Source organism: Candidatus Acidulodesulfobacterium ferriphilum, from assembly GCA_004195035.1.
GTDB lineage: Bacteria > SZUA-79 > SZUA-79 > Acidulodesulfobacterales > Acidulodesulfobacteraceae > Acidulodesulfobacterium > Acidulodesulfobacterium ferriphilum.
The window spans coordinates 162,342-181,972 of the sequence record SGBD01000001.1; the positions used below are offsets into that span (position 1 = coordinate 162,342).

A 19,631-nucleotide genomic window follows, 5' to 3' on the forward strand; every position below is an offset into this window, starting at 1 on the left:
TTCTAATCGGCTGAACTTATATTTAAAATGTTTTCGATAACATTAGAAGAAAACCCTCTGCGCTGTAAAAAATCATATAACTTTTTTTTGAATATCAGGTCGTTTTCCTTATATTTAATTAATGAAACCGTTTTTTTGTTTAACGCTTTGACGGCTATATCCTTTTCTTCGTCTTTAGTGTAAAATTTATCGATAAGTTCATCTGCAAGCTGCTTATTTATCCCTTTTTTATATATATCATAACTTAGTTTTATTCTTCCGATAAGTTTCTTCTTGCCGCTTTCTATAAGCCGTTCGGCGAAGGTTTCATCATTTATATAGCCGTATTCCCTTAATTTTTTAACCGTCCTGCTTATTTCGCAGGTTGAAAATTTTTTTTTAATCAACTTTTCCAGCATCGATTTTTCCGAATAAGATCTTATGGAAAGAAGTTTAAGGGAATAATCCAAAGGCGTCCCCGCTGTCTTTAATTTTCTTTTCGATATATTATTCGAAAGTACTTTCAACTCTTGCTACCCCAAACGGCTGCCTTACTGCCCAAAGACAAAGACCTGTCCATACCCTCGTCCGTTGCGTTTACGCCGGATATTAATAAAGCAAGGTCGTTTGGCGAAGTGGACTGCGCTAACGCATCTTCATAAGTAATCAGACCCGCCTTATAAAAATTGTAGAGGGATTGGTCGAATGTCTGCATTCCATATTGAATATTGCCGCTTTTTATATAGTCCCTGATGCTTGCCGTCTTATTTTCATCGGCGATGCAGTCTTTTATCGTCTCTGTCCCAACCATTACCTCGATAGCCGGAAGCCTGCCTTTTTTATTGGCTCTGATAATAAGGCGCTGCGATATTACGGCTGAAATTACCGACGCAAGCTGCATTCTGATCTGTTTTTGCTGATACGGCGGAAAAACCGCGATAATTCTGTTAATGGTTTCCTGAGCATCGAGCGTGTGAAGCGTGCTCATAACAAGATGCCCCGTTTCAGCCGCCGTTATCGCGGTCTCGATAGTTTCGAGGTCTCTCATCTCGCCGACTAAAACAACATCAGGATCCTGCCTTAAAGCTTCTCTTAAGCCGTGCGAAAAGGAATAAACATCCATGCCTAATTCACGCTGGTTTATTATAGCTTTTATATCTTTATGTAAATACTCTATCGGATCTTCTATCGTTATCATATGAACTGCCTTATTTTTGTTAATATAATCTATCATCGATGCAAGCGTAGTCGATTTTCCGCTTCCGGTAATACCCGTTACAAGAACAAGTCCCCTTTCCTTTAGCGCAATAGATTTGATAACTTTCGGAAGATTTAAAGAATCGAAAGAAGGAACGCTGAACGGTATATACCTCATTGCCACGCTTATGGAATTTCTCTGGGAAAATATATTTACCCTGAACCTGCCGACTTCGGACAGGCTGTAAGCCAAATCCACATCCCTGTTTTCCTGAAATACCTGAAGCTGATGTTTGTCCATCATACTCGATGCAATTTTTTCGACCATATCCTTCGACAATATGCCAAAACCCTCTTGATGATAAATTTCCCCGTCTATTCTAAATATAGGGTATGAATTTACCTTAAGATGCACATCGGATGCCCTCATATCGGTAGCTGTTTTTAAAAGCTTTTCTATAAAAGACGGCTGTTCATTCATAAGTATTCCTCCGAAAGTTAATATTTACTTTGATCCTGCATTAGAAAATAATTAAACGTTTCTATTATTTAATAATTCTGGATTCCCACGAAAGCGGGAATCCAGAATATAAAATTCTAATGCCGGATTAAGGTATTTACTTAAGGTTAAATTTTCCCATAATTTTAGAATATATCTCGTCCCTCAAGGCAGGATTATTTTTAAGCGTTTCTTTAGCCGACTCCCTTCCCTGTCCCAGCCTTTCCTTGCCGTAGCTAAACCATGTTCCGGCCTTTTCTATTATGCCGTTATCTGCCCCCAAATCGACCACATCCCCCTCAAGCGATATTCCGCTATCGTATATTATATCAAACTCGGCTTCTTTAAACGGCGGAGCGACTTTATTTTTAACAATCCTCGCTTTTGTGCGGGAACCTATGACCTCATCCCCTTTTTTAATAGAGCCTGTTCTTCTTATGTCTATTCTTACCGAGGAATAAAACTTCAGGGCATTTCCGCCTGTCGTGGTTTCCGGAGAACCGAACATAACTCCTATTTTCATTCTTATCTGATTTATAAAAATAACGGCGGTGTTAGATTTTGCTATTGCCGATGTGAGTTTTCTTAAAGCCTGCGACATCAGCCTTGCCTGAAGACCCATATGCGCATCCCCCATTTCGCCTTCTATTTCGGCCTTTGGAACAAGCGCCGCAACGGAATCTATAACCAGCACATCTACCCCCCCTGAGCGGACAAGCGAATCCGCAATTTCTAACGCCTCTTCACCTGTGCCTGGCTGAGAAACCAATAAATCGTCAACATTAACTCCTATTTTTTTGGCATAATGTAAATCGAGGGCATGCTCGGCATCGATAAAAGCGGCAATCCCTCCCTTTTTTTGGGCTTGGGCGACAATTTGAAGCGTAAGGGTGGTTTTACCTGAGGACTCCGGTCCGAATATTTCAATAACCCTGCCCTTTGGTATCCCGCCTATACCCAGCGCAATATCTAAAGATAAAGACCCGGTCGGAATGGCTTGAATATTTTCGGCAGGCGGCTTACCGCCAAGTTTCATTATGGCGCCTACGCCAAACTGTTTTTCTATTTGAGAAATGGCTAAGTCCAAAGCTTTAAGCTTTTGCTCGTTTACAGGCTCCTTAACCTTATTATCTCTGTTATCTGCCGATTTTGAAGACATTTTAGCTCCTTTATTCATATAATAATTATTCTTTAATTAGATTATAGGTAATCCCCCGCCCCGAAACTTCGCGGGGAGGACATACGATTTTTATTAAGCCGATTAATTAAAAGTTATAGCTTAAAAAGAAAATAATATCAAGTTAAATTATGGTTAATATTATTAGTTTAGCATTCTTCCTTTATTAAAGACAAAGGTGTTCCGCTAAGCAGCCTGTAAATCCAAAACAAAGCCATTTTTGCCGTATAAGCCTTAACATCAAGCCTTGAGCCTGTAAACAAATATTTTCTTACTTCTTTTACTTTGGCCGAGGATAAGGCTATAAAAACCGTTCCCACAGGATAATTGTCTAACGGGGTTTTTGGTCCAGCAAAACCGGTTACCGCAAGACCGATATCGCTTTGAGCCTTTTTTCTTACCTGATTTGCCATCTCCATAGCGCAGCTTTCGGAAACCGCCCCGTCTTTTTCTATAATGCCGCTATCAACCCCCAGTATATCGGTTTTGGAATAATTTGAATATACTACGCCGCCGTAAATAAAATAACCGGACGAGCCGGGTAAATCGGTAAGCTTATTGGATATATAGCCCCCCGTCAAAGACTCGGCCAAAGCAATGCTGACGCCCTTTTCTCTGAGCAAATAAGAACAGACTATATTGAGCTCGTCGTCGTCATAACCGTAAAGATATTCCTTGAATATTCCTAAGACTGCCGCATCGGCCGCTTTTATATTTTCATTAAGTTTTTGCGTTGAAATTCCGTTTATATAGACGCTCAAAATAATCTCGCCGTAAGAATATTCAAAATTAAAATTATATTCCGAATCGTTCTTTAATCTTTCGAAAAGCCTTTCGAATTCCTTTTCTTTTAAACCAAACAGCTTATATTTCCTGGATTTTATAAAATAATTAATTCCCAATTTCCCGAGCATTTTTCCCAAAATATGGCTTTTGAACATATTGACGGCGTTTTTAGGTTCAAGCGGCATAGCGGCAAAAAATATAGGCTCCGTCAGATAAAAACCGGAAATTCCGGAGTTTTGATTGGGGATAATAAAAGAATTCTCAGGAAAATAACATGCCTTTTCATTTGAGGAGTTTAACTGCTTTTTATTAAACTCATACACAAGCCTCATTAAATCTGCGGCATCCTTGCTTCTCGCCAACCCTTTTTTAAAAACCTCGGAGGCGATATTTTGGGTGATACAGGTATCTTCCTTCATTCCCCCGCAAACTATCACAAACGAACCCTCCGACGCCATATACGACACTACCTTGTAAATGCTGTCTCTTTCGGTTTGAGGAAGTATGACAGCCTCTTTAAATCTAAGGTTATAGTGTAAAAGCACCTCCGATAGACCCTTAATAGCCTCTCCTGCATCGGCAAAATTATAATCATCCACTATGACAAGAATCTTAATATCCATTTACTTTACTTGCCTCAAAGTTAAAAATTAAATACCGGCGGTTAAAATAATTATAAACCTTAAAATAATTGCCGAAAATACGGCGGCAACGACATCGTCGAGCATTATACCCAATCCGGAGCCCATTTTTTCATCCACATATCTAATGGGAAAAGGCTTTAATATATCAAAAACCCGAAACAACAAAAGCCCCGCAAACGCGTAAAGAATCGAAAAGGGCAGCCAGAATCCCCCCGCCATGGTTATAAAATATCCCAGAACCTCGTCGATAACGACGGGCGGCGGATCTTTAACCTTGAGCAGCTTTTCCGCTCTGGAGGAATAATACACTCCTGCGGTAAAAACAAACAGGCAGATTATTATATATTCGTACGGGTTTAGCAGTCTCATTAATAAGACATATACAATAAAGCCTGCAATAGAACCGGCCGTTCCCGGCGCGTAAGGGAATAAGCCGACATAAAAAAATGTTGAAATAAATAACGATAAATTAAATTTCTTCATAGAAATTATGCCGACTGAAATTTATATCTTCTCACCTTTATATTTAAAAGTATCGCGACCGCCGACATATCTACGATAATGGATGTTCCGCCGTAACTAAAAAACGGCAGCGGAACACCGACAACCGGCAGTAAACCAATCGTCATGTAAATATTTATTATCGTATGAAGCACAAGTATGCTGAGCGCTCCGGCCCCAAGCAAAAATCCCTGTATTTTTTTTGTCTGATATACGATTTTAAATCCCCTTATTATGAGTATAAAATATAAAACGATAAGAACTAATCCTCCGATAAAACCAAACTGCTGAGAAAATGTGGAAAATATAAAGTCGGTATGCTTTGCGGGTAAAAAATTTAAAGTGCTCTGAGAACCATTGCCGAATCCGTTCCCAAAAAGCTTCCCCGCTCCGACCGCAACCTCCGATTGTATTATATTGTAGCCGGCTCCCAAATAATCTTTAGCGGGATGTAAAAAAATCAGTATCCTGCTTTTTTGGTACGACTTTAGATGAAACCATAAAACAGGTCCTAAAAATAGCGCTATGCCGGTTAAAATTAAAATAGCGCTTCTTTTAATACCTGCAAGATAAATTATGATAATACCGACAAAAAAAACTATTAACGCCGTCCCCAAATCGGGCTCTTTAGCAATTAACAGCGCCGGCAAAAGGATTATAATAAACGGAATTATTAATTCCTTAACGGAATAACAATTTCTGTTTTCATAAGAGGTTAAATATTTAACAAGAGCGAATACCAATCCAATTTTCATAAATTCGGACGGCTGAAACGAAAGCATGCCGAGAGAAATCCAGCGGGAAGCGCCGTGGGTAATTCTGCCCTTTAGCAGCACGGCTATTATTAATATGAATATAAATCCGTAAATATAATAGGCAATTTCTATAAGGGTGTTATAATCTATTGATATAATTGCAAACATCAGGAAATAGGCTATCATAAGCCAGATAATCTGCTTAATCACATAAGGGTCAAAAAAGTCTTTATGGTTTACGCTTAACGACCCGTAAAGATTTATAATGCCTATAAAAGAGATTATAATAACGGTAAAAAATATTACAAAATCAAAATTTTTTGCGTATTCGTTGTCTAATAATTTCATAAATTTCCTCCCCCGCCACCTCCCATAAAAGGGAGGGGAAATAAGGAATTAAAAACTTGTATAGATAAAGCTCGGCACTTTGCTTTTACTCTTAACCTTGCCGTTAACTTTTTTACGGACGGGCGGCTTCCATAAGCCTTTTTGTTCCAGATATTTTTCGACTATTTTTTTAGCTATGACCGCCGCATTTGCGCCGAGAAAATTTGCATGCATATCTAAAACGACGACGGCTATTTTTGGATTTTTAAGCGGGGCAAACCCGACAAACCATGCATTATCCCTGTATTTTCTAGGTATCTTTTTAATGTCGTAAATCGAATAAGTTTTCGATATAATCTGCGCCGTTCCCGTTTTTCCGCAAAAAGTTATACCGTCGATCCTGCCGTTTACCGCGGTTCCGTAGTCTTTGTTCACGACATCGCAAAGCCCCTTTTTTACCGCCGATAAATAACTTTTTTTAATATCTATATGTTTGATAAGCTTCGGCTTCATCTCCTTTAAAATCCTGCCGTTCTGCGAGACGATTTTTTTTAATAAATAAGGCCTGTACATATTTCCGCCGTTGGCGATAGAGCTATACGCCGTCACAAGCTGAATCGGGGTAACAATATCGTAGCTTTGCCCAATAATTGCCGAAAGGGTGGAACCTTTATACCAGTGCCTGTGATATATTTTATAAACAAGCTGCCTCGTCGGTATAAAACCTGGGTTTTCATCGGGCAGGTCTATTCCCGTCTTTCTTCCAAAACCAAACTTAAACGCATAATTTGCCAGTTTATTCACGCTTATTTTTACCCCTATAGAATAGAAATAAGTATCGACGGACTCCGCAATTGCCCTGTAGAGATTTATTTTAGATTTCTGGTTGGGATTCCAGTTGTAAAAAACGGCATTGCCTAATTTAAAAGTAGAACCGGAATAAATTTTTTCTTTCGGCGTTATTAAATGCAAAGAAAGAGCAGCTAAAGCGCCTATCACTTTAAAAGTGGAACCTGGGGCAAGCGCATTTTGAATAGCTTTGTTTTCCAAAGGATGCTGGTCGTTTTTTATAATTTTATCCCAGCGTTTTTGGCTAATCCCTTCGGAAAAATAAAACGGATTAAAAGAAGGTGTGGAAACCATGGCAAGTATTTTTCCGTTGTTTGGATTTATGGCAATTACCGCCCCTTCCCTTTTTTTCATAAGTTTATACGCAAGCCTTTCGAGCGGCAAATCAAGAGTCGTATATAAATTTGCCCCCATGACAGGCTTTTTGATAATAATTTTGCCGATAGGCTCGCCATGGGAATTTACGACAACCCGTTTTTCCCCGTCCTTGCCATGCAAATATTTTTGGTAATAATATTCAAGTCCCGTTTCACCGACAATATCGGAAGAATTAAGATAATCGTATTTTTTTTCTTTAAGCTGCGAAGACGAAACGGGGCCGACATATCCGAAAATTTGGGCTCCGATTTTCTTATAAGGGTAGTGCCTTATCGGAATTTTTGCAATAAAAAAACCGGGTAAAAACAGCTTATTTACTTCAAACTTCGATAACTCCTTAACGGAAATATTGCGCATAAGAATAATCGGTTCATAAGAGGGTAAAAACTCCTCTTTTTTAACCGTCTTTAAAAACTTATTATAATTTTGATGCATTAACCTTGCTAAAAATATTAATTCCGCCTTTAAATTTTCTATATGCGCAAGGGTAATTGCAATGTTAAACGAGGATTCGTTATCTACTAAAATTTTACCTTTGCTTGAAAGTATATTGCCCCTTGGAGCCGTAAGATATATAATTCTGGTGGCATTATTCTTTGCCAGCTTATAATAATAACCGCCCCTAATTATCTGCAAATAAAATAATCTGGCAATTAAAATAAAAATTAAAACGGTAAATATGATGGCTAATAAATTAATCCTGTTTTTTTGCCCTTTTAATATTCCGTTTTCATTATATAATGACGACATATTGCACTTATCCGCATAAAATTTTTGACAGTTTATCGTGGATTAGGCCGTTAGACGCCAGTATCCTGCGGTTATAAATATTAAGCGGTTTTTGGCAGAAATCGCTTATGATGCCGCCAGCTTCCTTAACCATTAAGCTTCCTGAAGCCATATCCCACGGATTTAAATTGAGTTCCCAATATCCGTCGAGAAAACCCGCTGCGGTATAACATAAATCGAGAACGGCGGACCCCAGCCTTCTAATGCCTCTGACGCTGATAGAAATATCCCTGAAATGATCGAAATTATTATCAGGATTCGTCTTTTTATCGTAAGGAAACCCCGTCGATAAAAGGCTTTTTTCGAAACAATCGTTTTTTGAAACATTTACTTTTTTTCCGTTGAAATATGCCCCCTGCCCGCTCAAAGCATAAAAAAGTTCATTTAAAACAGGATTATAAGCACATCCCAGTACAACTTCCGAATCTACTTCAAGCGCAATGGAAAAACAAAAAATTGGAACCCCGTGGGCGTAATTGGTGGTCCCGTCTAAGGGGTCTATAATCCATTTAAATTTTGTTTCGTTTGAAATAAGAGTGTTTTCTTCTTCCGCCAGAATAGAATGATGCGGAAATGCTTTTTTAATGCCGCCGACGGCTAAATGCTGCGAGGCGATGTCAACCTCCGTAACAATATCCACGGGTCCCTTATATTTAATGGAATGTGTTTTCCTGAAGGATTTAGATATAATTTTGCCGCAATCTTTTGCAAGGGATACCGCAAAATCCAAAAATTTTTCCATATCCATTGAATCATGGCCGGGTCTTAACATTGAGCGCAGAGCGAACCTCGTTTGACGTTTCCCGTTTTTAATATAGGCGCTATATTGTGTAGCCTTCCAGGTCTATCGCGACATATTTAAAACCGGTATGCTTAATATCTTTTATCAGGCTGCCTATTGAACCTGAATTAACAAGTAACGCCGCATGTTCCTTAGGTAATTCTATTTTAGCAAGTTTACCGTAATGACGAACTTTAGCCTCTTTAAAACCATTTTCCGCTAAAATCTCTTCCGATGCGGCAATCATCTTAATTTTATCATGCGTTATTATGTTTCCAAACGGTATTCTTGTCGCAAGACAGGTCGTTTGAGGTTTATCCCATATATCTATGCCAAAAAATTTTGACGCCTGCCTTATATCCGACTTGCAAAAATAGGCCTCTTTTAGGGGGGACAAAATATCGAATTCCTTTTCGGCAAGCATGTCCGGTCTGTCGTTTACTCTCAAAGCATCGTCTGCATTGGTTCCAACCGCCGCGCCGTATGTTTTTGGGATATAAGCAGTTATCGTTTTAAACAGCGAGATTTTGCAAAAATAACACCTCATCCTGTCATTTTTAATATAAGATTCCTCTAAAAATTCTGAAGTTCTTACGACTATATGTTTTATTTCAAGTTCCTTAGCCCTTTCTTTGCAAAAACTAAGCTCTTTTTCAGGAATGGCAAAAGAATTTCCAGTAATAGCGATAACATTTTTATTGCCGAGAACCTTTTTTGACATAAATAATAAAAATGTAGAATCGATTCCGCCGCTAAACGCAACGGCAATCTTTCCCGTATTTTCTATTAACTTTTCGAGATTGTTTATCTTATCTTTTAAGATATTCTCCATCTTAGAAATTAAAGGCGGCAAGCGCTTTTTTATTTATCTTGATGCTTGTTTTCGATTCAAGATAGTTTACATAATTATATAAAAATTCCTGTTCCTTTTGAAGCGCGTATGCCTCCTTTTGCTTTAACATTGCATTCTTTTTATTTTTACCGCTATTTACGGCCACATACTTCGGAAAATAAACCTTCGATACCTTAATTACGGCAAACCCGGATTTCACGGGAAAAACCCTGCTTATCACGACATTAACGGGGGTTGAAAAGACAGCCTTCGATATATCCTCGTTTAACCCATACTTTTTAAAATAACTTGATTTGACAAGGTCAATTTCGGAATATAACGGGGCAGATTTTACGGTTCCTTTAAATTCTTTTGTCAGCCCTTTAAAATTATTGTTAGATAGAATAGACCTTTGAAGAAAACTATTTGCGTCCTTTTGAGATTTAAAAATCGCAATTTCGAAAGCAACGGATTTATTGTCGATACTGTAATTGTCAAAAAACTGTCCATCAGCCATACTGAAAGATTCTCCTATTATTCTTCTGATGTAAGACCTTGCTATTTCGGATTTATAAGTCTTTTCGAAAGCGGACGGCGTGGTGTGGTTTGCCAGCAAAACGGAATTGAATAGTTTATTGCTAAACTCCCCGTTTTTTTGAAATGCGGAAAATAAGGCGATATTTCTTGCTATAAAACCTTTAGAGACATAAATTCCAAATGTATCTGTTCTGGATTCAAGAACTTTATCCGCGATTAACGAAGATAGCGCCTCTCCCGATAAATTTAGTTCTTTTAATTGTTTTTGGCTTAATTTATTGCCGTATAACCGTTCATATTCATTTTCAAGCGATACGTAATACCTGTTAAATTCATCCATAGAGATTCCTTTGCCGTTGACGGTGGCGACATCCGAGGGCGAAACTCCTCCGCCGGTCCCGATAATGTAAGGAAGAAAACTAAAACCCACGACAAACAACACCCCTACAAGGATTGTAATAACCTTGCCTAAGGCAGAGGCATAAAATTTTCTTAAAAAATCCAGCATAATGGTTTAAAACCCCTCAAAGAATTTTATCTATTTCCCAAATCCCGATTTAGGATTTTATATTCTGGATTCCCGCTTTCGCGGGAATGACAATGCAGTGATTTATAATTTCACCCGTTGGGTGTCATTCCTGCGAAAGCAGGAATCCAGTGTTATTTAGCATTAAAACTTATAAATATTTTCTAAATCTGGATTTGGGTATTTTTTCGTCCCCATACAGTTTTATTTTATATGGCAATACAATTTTATGCAAATAAAAAATGAGACATGCTTAAAATCTAATCGATGCTAATCAAAAATTATTTTATTTCTTTTTAAAAAAATTTTATAACCTATCTTTTTAAAGACTAAAAATATCAACGGAGAAATTAGTGAAGTAGTTATGGATGCGGGAAGGCTGTATAAAAGAAAAAAATTCAGGTAATTAAAATGAATGCCGATGGAGTAAAAAACTATTAAAAAGAGAATAAGGTAGTAAATTATGGATGAAAAAAAGGTAATTAAAATCTCGTTCATAGAATTTTCCGTCGAAACTTTCCGCCATAGAACATAAGAAACGCTGTAAGAGACGACGCCGGCAAGCGAGAAAACCGCCGGATTCAAAGCGGTCATAGAACCGTAAATATAAAATAACAGATACGATAATATTACGCCAGGATAGACATCTAAATATGCCGAAAGATATATTAAAGTTATAAGGGAAAGATTTGGGAAAATGCCGATTTTATTAAAATTATTAAAATTATTTGCTAACACTAAGGACATTAGTATTAAAAACAAAGAAAAACAAAATATGTAAATATATTTTACCGTATTATTCTTCGACAAGGACATGTTTGGCATTAAATAAATTTTTATGGGGAATTATAGTTATTCTTTGAAATATTTTATACCCTCTTCTTTTTACCGAAGATACTTTACCGACATTTATGCCCGAGGTAAAAATCCCTCCCAGTCCCGAGGTTAAAATTTCGTCGCCCACTTCGACTTTTTGGGAATTAAATACGAACCGCATTTTAAGATAGCCGTTTCCAAGCCCCTGCGCTATGCCAAGGGTTCCCGTATTTGCATCCACTACGGAAAAGACGCATTTAGGATTGGTAACAGGGATAACTTTCGCATTATTATTTCCTTCGTAAACAACCCTTCCAACAACACCGCTGTAAGAGATAACTCCGTCTCCCACCTTAATCCCGTCTTTCTTCCCTTTATTTATACGAAGACTGTCCCACCACCCTTCTATCCCGTGAAGCGTGATGGATGCGGGGATGGATTTTTTGGATATGGTGTCTTTTAAAAATAAAAGGGCTTTTAGTTTTTCATTTTCTATTTTATAAGCTCTGTATTTATTTAATTTATATTTAATGATTTTTATTCTGGCTTTAAGCAATTTATTATCGCTTTTGACGGACAGGATATTTAAATAATTTCCATATAATCTTTGGGAAATATTTAACGGATAGTCTGCCGCTTTATATATATTATATAAAGAGTTATTTATAAAATTAGAAAACAAGCCGCCAAATTTAAAACCGCTGATAGAGAGGATATATAAGGAAACGGATATTGCAACGACTGCAAATAGGACTATCACATCCTTATACTTTTTAATCTTTACATTCTTAAAAAATTTTCCCACAACTAATTCTCAAGCATTATATCTTTTAACACATTAATTTCGTTTAATGCTTTGCCTGCCCCCCTTACAACGCATGTAAGCGGATCGTCGGCTATTATAACAGGAAGCTCGGTATGTTCCCTTATAAGTACATCGATGTTTTTTAAAAGAGCCCCCCCGCCGGCAAGAACGATTCCCCTGTCAACGATATCGGACGAAAGCTCCGGCGGTATATTTTCAAGGGTGGTTCTTATTGCATCGACTATCTGACCAGCCGGTTCCGATATTGCTTCCAGTACTTCCGACGATGTTATCTCGATAATTTTAGGTATTCCGCTAACCAGGTCCCTCCCCTTTATATTCATTTTCGATTCTTCTTCGACGGGATAGACCGTTCCTATCGTCATTTTTACGAGCTCGGCGGTTCTATCTCCTATAAGCAGGTTATACTTTTTCTTAACATACTGTATAATGGCATCGTCTATCTTGTCGCCCCCGACCCTGAGCGATTTAGCGTAAACTATACCCGACATAGAAATCACGGCAACCTCCGTTGTGCCTCCACCGATATCGACTATCATATTGCCGGCGGCTTCCGTAATTGGAAGTCCCGCTCCAATGGCGGCGGCAACAGGTTCTTCCAGAAGGTAAACGACCCTTGCCCCGGCGGCTTCCGCTGATTCTTTAACGGCTCTTCTTTCGACGGCGGTAATACCTGAAGGAATTGCCACGATAACCCGCGGCCTTATCATAGTCTTTCTGTTATGAATCTTTCTTATAAAATATTTAAGCATGGCTTCGACAACCTCGAAATCGGCAATCACGCCGTCTTTCATAGGCCTGATCGCAACAATGTTTCCGGGCGTTCTGCCAAGCATTTTTTTAGCGTCTTTTCCCACGGAAAGAATCTTTTTATCCCCCCGCGAATCGATATGGACCGCAACAACGGACGGTTCGTTTGAAACAACGCCTTTATCTTTAACATAAATAAGCGTATTTGCGGTACCGAGGTCAACCGCAAGGTCGTTGCTGAATAAGCCGATTAAATTGTCAATAAACATAACATTCCCTCTTTATCATATAAAATAGAATTTTTTTGATTTTTATCCAAATATCTTTTAGATGTTATACTATCTTATCTTTTTTGGCAACAAAAAAGTTAATTTTGATTTTTAATGTCAGTTTTGCTAATATGAATAGCTATGGAAAAAATTTTAGTTTCGGATATAAAAGAAAATCAAAAAGTCGAATCTATTTTTCTTGTTAAAAGCAAATCCCATGCGACCGGAAAAACGGGAAAGCCTTATATCTATCTCAAACTATCCGATAAAACGGGTGAAATTAAGGGATACATTTGGGATAACATCGAAAAATACAATGAACTCTTTGATGCCGGAGACTTAATTAAAATAAAATCAAAATCGAATATATTTCAGAACGAGCTTCAGCTTAGCATTTCGGAACTGGAAAAGCTGGACGGAGCCGGCATAGACGAAAATCTTCTCAGGCTGTTTCTAAAATCAACCAAATATGACATAGAGACTATGTTTTCGGAACTTTCAAACCTTTTAAGCGAAACGCTGACCGATGAATACATTATACAACTCACCAAAAAATTTTTAAACGACGAGAATTACATTAAAAAATTAAAAACAATGCCTGCCGCAAAATCCATTCATCACGGTTATATAGGGGGGCTGCTCGAACATACTTTGAGCATGTTAAATATCGGACTTTTTCTCTCAAAACACTATGGAACAGGTGTAAATAAGGATATCCTGATTGCGTCTATTCTCCTTCATGATGTCGGTAAAATGGAAGAGTTAAGCAATAAAAACAATATAACAGAATATTCCGATGACGGAAAACTATTGGGACATATAGTTCTTGGGGCAAACATTATAGATAAAAAAATCGATGAAATTCAGGGTTTTCCTAAAAATTTAAGGACGCTGCTGCTCCACTCCATTATATCCCATCACGGGGAATTGGAATTCGGCTCGCCGAAAAGGCCAAAAACCGTTGAGGCTCTTTTACTTCATTTTATAGATAATATGGATGCAAAAACAAATCAATTCATAGATGCGACGGAAAGCCAGAACACGCCGTGGAGTCCATATTCGAAACAGCTTGACAGGTACCTGTTAAATTCAAAAATATTTTATTCGCAAAAATTAAAAGAAACGGAACGGCACGCGCGGAGCAAGGCAATGAGCAGTCTTAAGGGTTATCCTGATGCCGAAGAAGAAAACGGCGCAGGCTGTAAAGACATAAATGAAAAAAACGGCAGCAATAATGATGCCGGCAATGACGATAATAATCCGAACGAAGTCTTTACCGGCGAATTATTTTGAGGCAGACTATCCCACATCGTTATATTTGCGGAGTTTAAACTTTACGCCCAATTCATGGGCAAGGTTTTCGACATATGGGACATCGAGGCCTGGCAAATCGACGGCGGTTGCAGTAACCTCTTTTATGTATTTTTTCGATTCTTTTATGAAGGAGATAACTACTGCATAAGCATCTGCCCCTTTCTTGTTCAAATTTGGAAGACAAATCCTGTCGTAAAAATCGCTGTTATGAGCATTAAGGCTGACACTCACGCTATCTATAAGCCCTTCTAATTCATGAGCGATGTTTCTGTTATAGACGGCGCCTGCTAACCCGTCCGTATCGAGCCTCACTTTTATTCCGCCACCCCCTTTTTCTTTGACGGCCTTTGCGACATCCTTAAGGGTTGCCAGCCGCAGTGTCGGTTCCCCGAGTCCGCAAAAAACCGCCTCGTTAAAATCATAGTAATGGAAAACGGACGAAATAACCTCCGAAGCAGAAGGTTCTTTTTTTAATTCAAGGTTGTAACCCCGGACATTGAAATTATTCTGTCCGTTTTGATTTTGATATTTCGGACAAAAGGAGCATCTGTTGGTGCATTTATTTGTTAAATTTATATAGACCGAGTTTCTAATTTTATAAGCAACGGCGGGATAAAAGCCCTGTACCCCGTCAATGGAAAAAAGATTTACGGTGTTTTGCACCGTAAGCTCATCGAATCTTTTTTGTTCAATTCCTTTTAATCCTGCAATCTCCTGCAAGACAAAACGAACATACGACGGCTCGTTCCTTTTACCCCTAAAAGCCTGCGGCGCAAGATAAGGGCTGTCCGTTTCCGTTAAAATCTTTTCATCGGGAATATTCTTTGCTATCAACCTGATATGTTCATTTTTTTTATATGTAATATTTGCCGAAAAAGAGATAAAAAAGCCTAATTTTATAAATTCCATGGCAATGCCTAAATCGTCAGCCGAAAAGCAGTGTATAACTCCGCCAAAAAACCCTGCCGGCGCATTTATGCAGCTCTTTAAAATATCGAGAGCCTCCTTATAGGCATCTCTTATGTGAACTATGATGGGAAGCCTGTTGGTTAAAGCAAGTTCTATCTGAAACCTGAACAGTTCTTCCTGTAATCTTTTGATTTCATTAATATCCCCCGCGAGCCTTCCGTTAAAAAAATAATCGAGTCCGATTTCGCCCACGGCAACAATCTTTTCCTTGTTATTCGAATAGTAATTTTCAAACGATTTCAGGATGCCCTCAAAATTAGTATAAGGGCTTTTAGGATGAACCCCGAGCGTGGTATAAATAAAATCGCGGGAGTTGACAATATCCATGGTTTTTCCTATTCTTTCATTTTGAGCTAAAGAACCTATGGAAATGGCGTGCGTTACGCCGTTTTCGCGCATTCTGTCTAAAACGGATTGAAAATCGCTTTCAAAATCAGGCATTTCTAAGTGGCAGTGTGAATCTATCATGTACTTATTATCTTTGGAAATAAAATTTCCCTGCTTTCGTTGATTTTATGCCCGTCTTTAAATAATGCCCCGCTGCTGTCAAAAATATTTTCCGGAACGATTGAAGACTTAAAAAATGCAAAAGCCTCTACATTTAATATCTTGCTAATCCTTGCCGCCGTATCCGGCATAAACGGGTATATTAAATATGATATGCAATATATCGAAACAACCGCGCTTCTTAAAATTTTATATAAATTTCTTTTGCCTTCCTGCGAAGAAATATCTATTTTCCATGGAGCGCTATCGTTTATATATTTATTTACCGTATTGATAAATTTAAAAGTTTCTTCCAAAATCCTTGCAAAATCATAATTGTCATATCTTTCGTTCAGGGTAGAAGTTATATTGCAAATCGCTTTGCTTAAATGTTCATCGATGCTCCCCGCTTCGCCGAAACCCGGCAATTTGCCCCCCGTATATTTTTGAAGCATGGCGGTTGTCCTCGAAACCAGATTTCCTAAATCGTTTGCAAGCTCGGAATTATATCTTGTAATGAAATTATCCATATTAAAATCGCCGTCCAAACCTAATGTTATCTCTCTTAAAAGATAAAACCTTAAGGCATCCGCTCCGTAATTATTTATCAAATAAACCGGGTCTATAACATTGCCGAGGGACTTTGACATTTTTTTATTGTCCATAAGCCACCAGCCGTGGGCGAATATTGTTTTTGGAAGCGGCAAATCTAAAGCAAAAAGCATAACCGGCCAGTAAACGGCGTGAAACTTAAGAATATCCTTGCCTACGATATGGTTTGCGGTTTTAAAAAACAAATTAAAATCGTTATCCCCTCCCTCCAGAAACTCTTCAAAACCTATTGCCGTAAGATAGTTTAAAAGGGCATCGAACCAGACATATATAATATGTTTATCGTTTCCGGGAACGGGAATGCCCCAGCTGAAAGATGTTCTTGAAACGCTTAAATCGTTTAATCCCTCTTTAATAAAGGATAAAACCTCGTTTTTTCTGAAAGGCGGCTTAATAAATTCGGGGCGGCTTTCGATATATTCCTCCAGCCTTTTTTCATATTTGTTCAATTTTAAAAAATAACTTTCCTCTTTAACCCTCGACGCAGGTCTTCCGCATTGAGGACAGTTGCCGTCTATAAGGATCTTGCCGGTCAGGAAAGTTTCGCAGGGAGTGCAATACCAGCCCTCATATTCGGAAAGATAAATATCCCCCTTTTCCATTAACGCGGAAAATGCGAGTTGAACCGTTTTTATGTGGTCTTCATCGGTAGTTCTAATAAACCTGTCATAAGATATGGAAAGCATCCCAAAAAGGTCCTTGAACTTGATATGAACGGCATCGGCAAGCTCTTTCGGGCTTATCCCCCTTGCGTCTGCTTCTTTTTCTATTTTTAATCCGTGTTCGTCGGTCCCTGTCAGAAAAAATACCTTATAGCCGGATAACCTTTTAAACCTTGCGATAGAATCGGCAATAACCGTTGAATACGCATGACCGATATGAGGTTTATCGTTTACGTAATAAATAGGCGTAGTAACATAAAAATAGTTTTTATAATTATCTTTATTTGCCATAACTTTATTCTTCTTCACTCCTGCTCATCAGGATTATCGCTATAAGAGTCAAAGCTGCTATGGTAAAAAACATCGCTTCTCTCTTTTACCGTTTTGCAAATATCTTCATCCGGGTTTAGCGGGTCAAAAGCAAGACAGCATAAAAGCCTGCCGCAATATCCTACAAGTTTACCCGCATTCTGACATTGTAGTTTTGTGATTTTTGAGGCTACATAATTAGACTCTTTGCCAACCGAGCTGCAGCAGCATGCTCTTCCGCATAAGCCTATCCCCCCTAAAAGTTTACATTCATCCCTGATATTAATCTGACGCATTTCGATTCTTAAATGAAATTTTCCGGCAAGTATTTTTACAAGCTCTCTAAAGTCCACTCTTTCTTCGGCGCTATAAAAAAATATAAGTTTGTTTTCGGAAGGCAAATATTTAACTTTAAGGAGTTTCATTATAATTTTAAGCTTGTCTATGTTTTCCTTGCAGAAAGAGAAACCCTCGCTCTCGATAGGGTAAAATACAAACCTTTCCCCCGTTTCGAAACCGTAAATTTTTCTGATTATCCGTGGTGTGGTTTTGGGGTCTTTATCGGCAATTTTAATGTCTTCCGCAATTGTCCCCAAAAAAATTCCGCTGTCTTTCTCGACAAGCACTTTATCATCAAGCTTTAATTGCAGCGCTTTTGCATTAAATTCCTCGATATTGGCTTTTTCGTGTATCTTCACTCCTGCTATTCTCATATTTATAGTATATATCTCCTTGACCTTTGATTGTTTAAAAATTTAAAAAATTAAAATTGCCGCGACATGCCTTACGCTAAAATATCCGAAAAATAGGCGTCCATCGCAATAGTTTTATTTAAATTATAACCGGTTTTGTCTATATATTCCGCCGTTAGCTCAATCATATTTAATAATCTTTGCGGAGTAATCTTAGAATCTTTTATAAACTTCCCGATGCTTTCGCAAATATCTATATTATATAATAATTTTTTATTTTTTGTCATACGATAAATATAAACATCCCTCAGGATGAACAAAAATATTTCAAATAATTCGGCCTTATTTTCATTATCTTTATCTTTATTCTTTTCGTTCAAATTTTTTAAAACCCTGTTAAACTCGTCCGACATATCATATCCAAGCAATGCCGGGTCGCTATAAAAGGGTTCGTTAAAAATCAGCGTTAAAATCGATTTTCTTGTTTCAAAATATTGGCCGCCTGCCAACTTTTCGAAATTTGAATAACTGCCTTTCGCAAGCCTTGAGTAAACCGTTAAAATATCGTCAGGCGTTTCCGTTAACACGGCTTTAAAGGCATCAAATAAAACCTCATCGGGAACAGGTTTAAAAGCGAGCAGGGAGCATCTCGAAACAATGGTCGGCAAAAGGCCGTTTATAACAGGTGAAATTAAAATAAAAACGGTCTTATCCGGCGGCTCTTCAAGGATTTTCAAGAGGGCATTCATTGCGTTTGGATTCATTGCCTGCGCATCGTCTATTATGACAAACCTGTGACCCCCGAAGGAGGGTGTTAAACTTAAAAGCGAATTAACCTGATGAATTTTTTCAATTTTTATTGAATTTCCAGAAGGTTCCACAATTATCAGATTCTGGTTTGTTTCGTTTAATACCCCGATGCACGAAGGGCATTTCCCGCAAAAATACCCGCTTAATGTTTTGGCGCCCGCGGTTTTATAGTTGCCTGATTCCTCATTCTTGGGATCTTTATAATCTTTCTCTTCAAAAAGAGACAAAGCAGGGGGATTTTCTGGATTTTCTTTAATCACTGTCCTGCTGCCGGTGCAATATGAGTAGTCTCTGCATAAAACGGAAGCGGCGAAAGATGTCGCGACAAGCCTTTTTCCGATATTCTTTTGCCCGTAAAATAAAAGCCCCTGAGGTATCCTGTCGTTTACGAACAGCTCATTTAAAAACCCTATAGATTTTTCATGCCCTATTATTTTAGAAATGCCGTAATCCATATAATCCGTAAAATCCGTAAATTTTATATTTATCTGAATTTAAAAACTTAATATAAAGCCTTAACTCACTGTTAGAACCTATTAAAATGGTTTCAACATATTAT

The 19,631-nt window shown here is 38.1% G+C and carries 18 protein-coding genes; 1 reads left to right on the plus strand and 17 read right to left on the minus strand.

Annotation, left to right across the window (positions count from 1 at the left end; genetic code table 11):
* Nucleotides 1-2: 2 nt before the first annotated feature.
* The 13 genes from EVJ47_00850 to EVJ47_00910 all read right to left on the minus strand — a co-directional run bounded on the left by EVJ47_00850 (nt 3) and on the right by EVJ47_00910 (nt 13,218).
* Complete coding sequence (locus EVJ47_00850) at nt 3-506, minus strand: regulatory protein RecX (protein RZD14865.1); 504 nt, start codon at nt 504-506, stop codon at nt 3-5.
* Nucleotides 503-1,657 carry a type IV pilus twitching motility protein PilT gene (locus EVJ47_00855; protein RZD14866.1) on the minus strand — a complete coding sequence of 385 codons (1,155 nt, stop codon included), beginning with the start codon at nt 1,655-1,657 and terminating at the stop codon, nt 503-505. The genes EVJ47_00850 and EVJ47_00855 overlap by 4 nt, the downstream gene beginning before the upstream one ends.
* Nucleotides 1,658-1,793: 136 nt before the next feature.
* Nucleotides 1,794-2,834, minus strand: coding sequence for a recombinase RecA (gene recA, locus EVJ47_00860; protein ID RZD14867.1), 1,041 nt, complete (start codon nt 2,832-2,834; stop codon nt 1,794-1,796).
* Between the two features lie 167 nt (nt 2,835-3,001).
* Nucleotides 3,002-4,261 (minus strand): nicotinamide-nucleotide amidohydrolase family protein, encoded by a 1,260-nt coding sequence (locus EVJ47_00865; GenBank protein RZD14868.1) that lies wholly within the window; start codon nt 4,259-4,261, stop codon nt 3,002-3,004.
* 27 nt (nt 4,262-4,288) lie between these two features.
* On the minus strand, nt 4,289-4,765 hold the full coding sequence (locus EVJ47_00870) for a phosphatidylglycerophosphatase A (protein RZD14869.1): 477 nt from the start codon (nt 4,763-4,765) through the stop codon (nt 4,289-4,291).
* A gap of 5 nt (nt 4,766-4,770) precedes the next feature.
* The gene (gene rodA / locus EVJ47_00875; GenBank protein RZD14870.1) at nt 4,771-5,886 is read right to left on the minus strand and encodes a rod shape-determining protein RodA; all 1,116 of its coding nucleotides are present in this window, start codon (nt 5,884-5,886) and stop codon (nt 4,771-4,773) included.
* Between the two features lie 48 nt (nt 5,887-5,934).
* Nucleotides 5,935-7,842, minus strand: coding sequence for a penicillin-binding protein 2 (gene mrdA, locus EVJ47_00880; protein RZD14871.1), 1,908 nt, complete (start codon nt 7,840-7,842; stop codon nt 5,935-5,937).
* A 7-nt stretch (nt 7,843-7,849) separates the two neighbouring features.
* Nucleotides 7,850-8,629 (minus strand): inositol monophosphatase, encoded by a 780-nt coding sequence (locus EVJ47_00885; protein ID RZD15528.1) that lies wholly within the window; start codon nt 8,627-8,629, stop codon nt 7,850-7,852.
* A 73-nt stretch (nt 8,630-8,702) separates the two neighbouring features.
* Entirely contained in the window at nt 8,703-9,494 is a 792-nt protein-coding gene (gene larE / locus EVJ47_00890; GenBank protein RZD14872.1) for an ATP-dependent sacrificial sulfur transferase LarE, read from the minus strand.
* A gap of 1 nt (nt 9,495) precedes the next feature.
* Nucleotides 9,496-10,539 carry a hypothetical protein gene (locus tag EVJ47_00895; protein RZD14873.1) on the minus strand — a complete coding sequence of 348 codons (1,044 nt, stop codon included), beginning with the start codon at nt 10,537-10,539 and terminating at the stop codon, nt 9,496-9,498.
* A 288-nt stretch (nt 10,540-10,827) separates the two neighbouring features.
* A complete protein-coding gene (locus tag EVJ47_00900) occupies nt 10,828-11,295 on the minus strand; it encodes a hypothetical protein (GenBank protein ID RZD14874.1) in 468 nt (155 codons plus the stop codon).
* Nucleotides 11,296-11,353: 58 nt separating this feature from the next.
* Nucleotides 11,354-12,178: a rod shape-determining protein MreC gene (gene mreC, locus EVJ47_00905; protein RZD14875.1), complete on the minus strand. Its 825-nt coding sequence runs from the start codon at nt 12,176-12,178 to the stop codon at nt 11,354-11,356.
* Nucleotides 12,179-12,180: 2 nt separating this feature from the next.
* Nucleotides 12,181-13,218 carry a rod shape-determining protein gene (locus EVJ47_00910; protein RZD14876.1) on the minus strand — a complete coding sequence of 346 codons (1,038 nt, stop codon included), beginning with the start codon at nt 13,216-13,218 and terminating at the stop codon, nt 12,181-12,183.
* 141 nt (nt 13,219-13,359) lie between these two features.
* On the opposite strand from EVJ47_00910, the gene EVJ47_00915 reads away from it, so the two are divergent.
* Entirely contained in the window at nt 13,360-14,511 is a 1,152-nt protein-coding gene (locus tag EVJ47_00915) for an HD domain-containing protein (GenBank protein RZD14877.1), read from the plus strand.
* 6 nt (nt 14,512-14,517) lie between these two features.
* Here the strand turns inward: EVJ47_00915 and EVJ47_00920 are convergent, their stop codons facing one another.
* From EVJ47_00920 to EVJ47_00935, 4 genes are all read right to left on the minus strand, one after another.
* Nucleotides 14,518-15,969, minus strand: coding sequence for a YchF/TatD family DNA exonuclease (locus tag EVJ47_00920; GenBank protein ID RZD14878.1), 1,452 nt, complete (start codon nt 15,967-15,969; stop codon nt 14,518-14,520).
* Nucleotides 15,966-17,552: a methionine--tRNA ligase gene (metG, locus tag EVJ47_00925; protein ID RZD15529.1), complete on the minus strand. Its 1,587-nt coding sequence runs from the start codon at nt 17,550-17,552 to the stop codon at nt 15,966-15,968. Before metG ends, EVJ47_00920 begins: the two co-directional genes overlap by 4 nt.
* Nucleotides 17,553-17,566: 14 nt before the next feature.
* Nucleotides 17,567-18,283, minus strand: a complete 717-nt coding sequence (locus tag EVJ47_00930) for a stage 0 sporulation protein (GenBank protein ID RZD14879.1) — start codon at nt 18,281-18,283, stop codon at nt 17,567-17,569.
* Nucleotides 18,284-18,354: 71 nt separating this feature from the next.
* Nucleotides 18,355-19,527: a hypothetical protein gene (locus EVJ47_00935; GenBank protein RZD14880.1), complete on the minus strand. Its 1,173-nt coding sequence runs from the start codon at nt 19,525-19,527 to the stop codon at nt 18,355-18,357.
* Between the last annotated feature and the right edge of the window lie 104 nt (nt 19,528-19,631).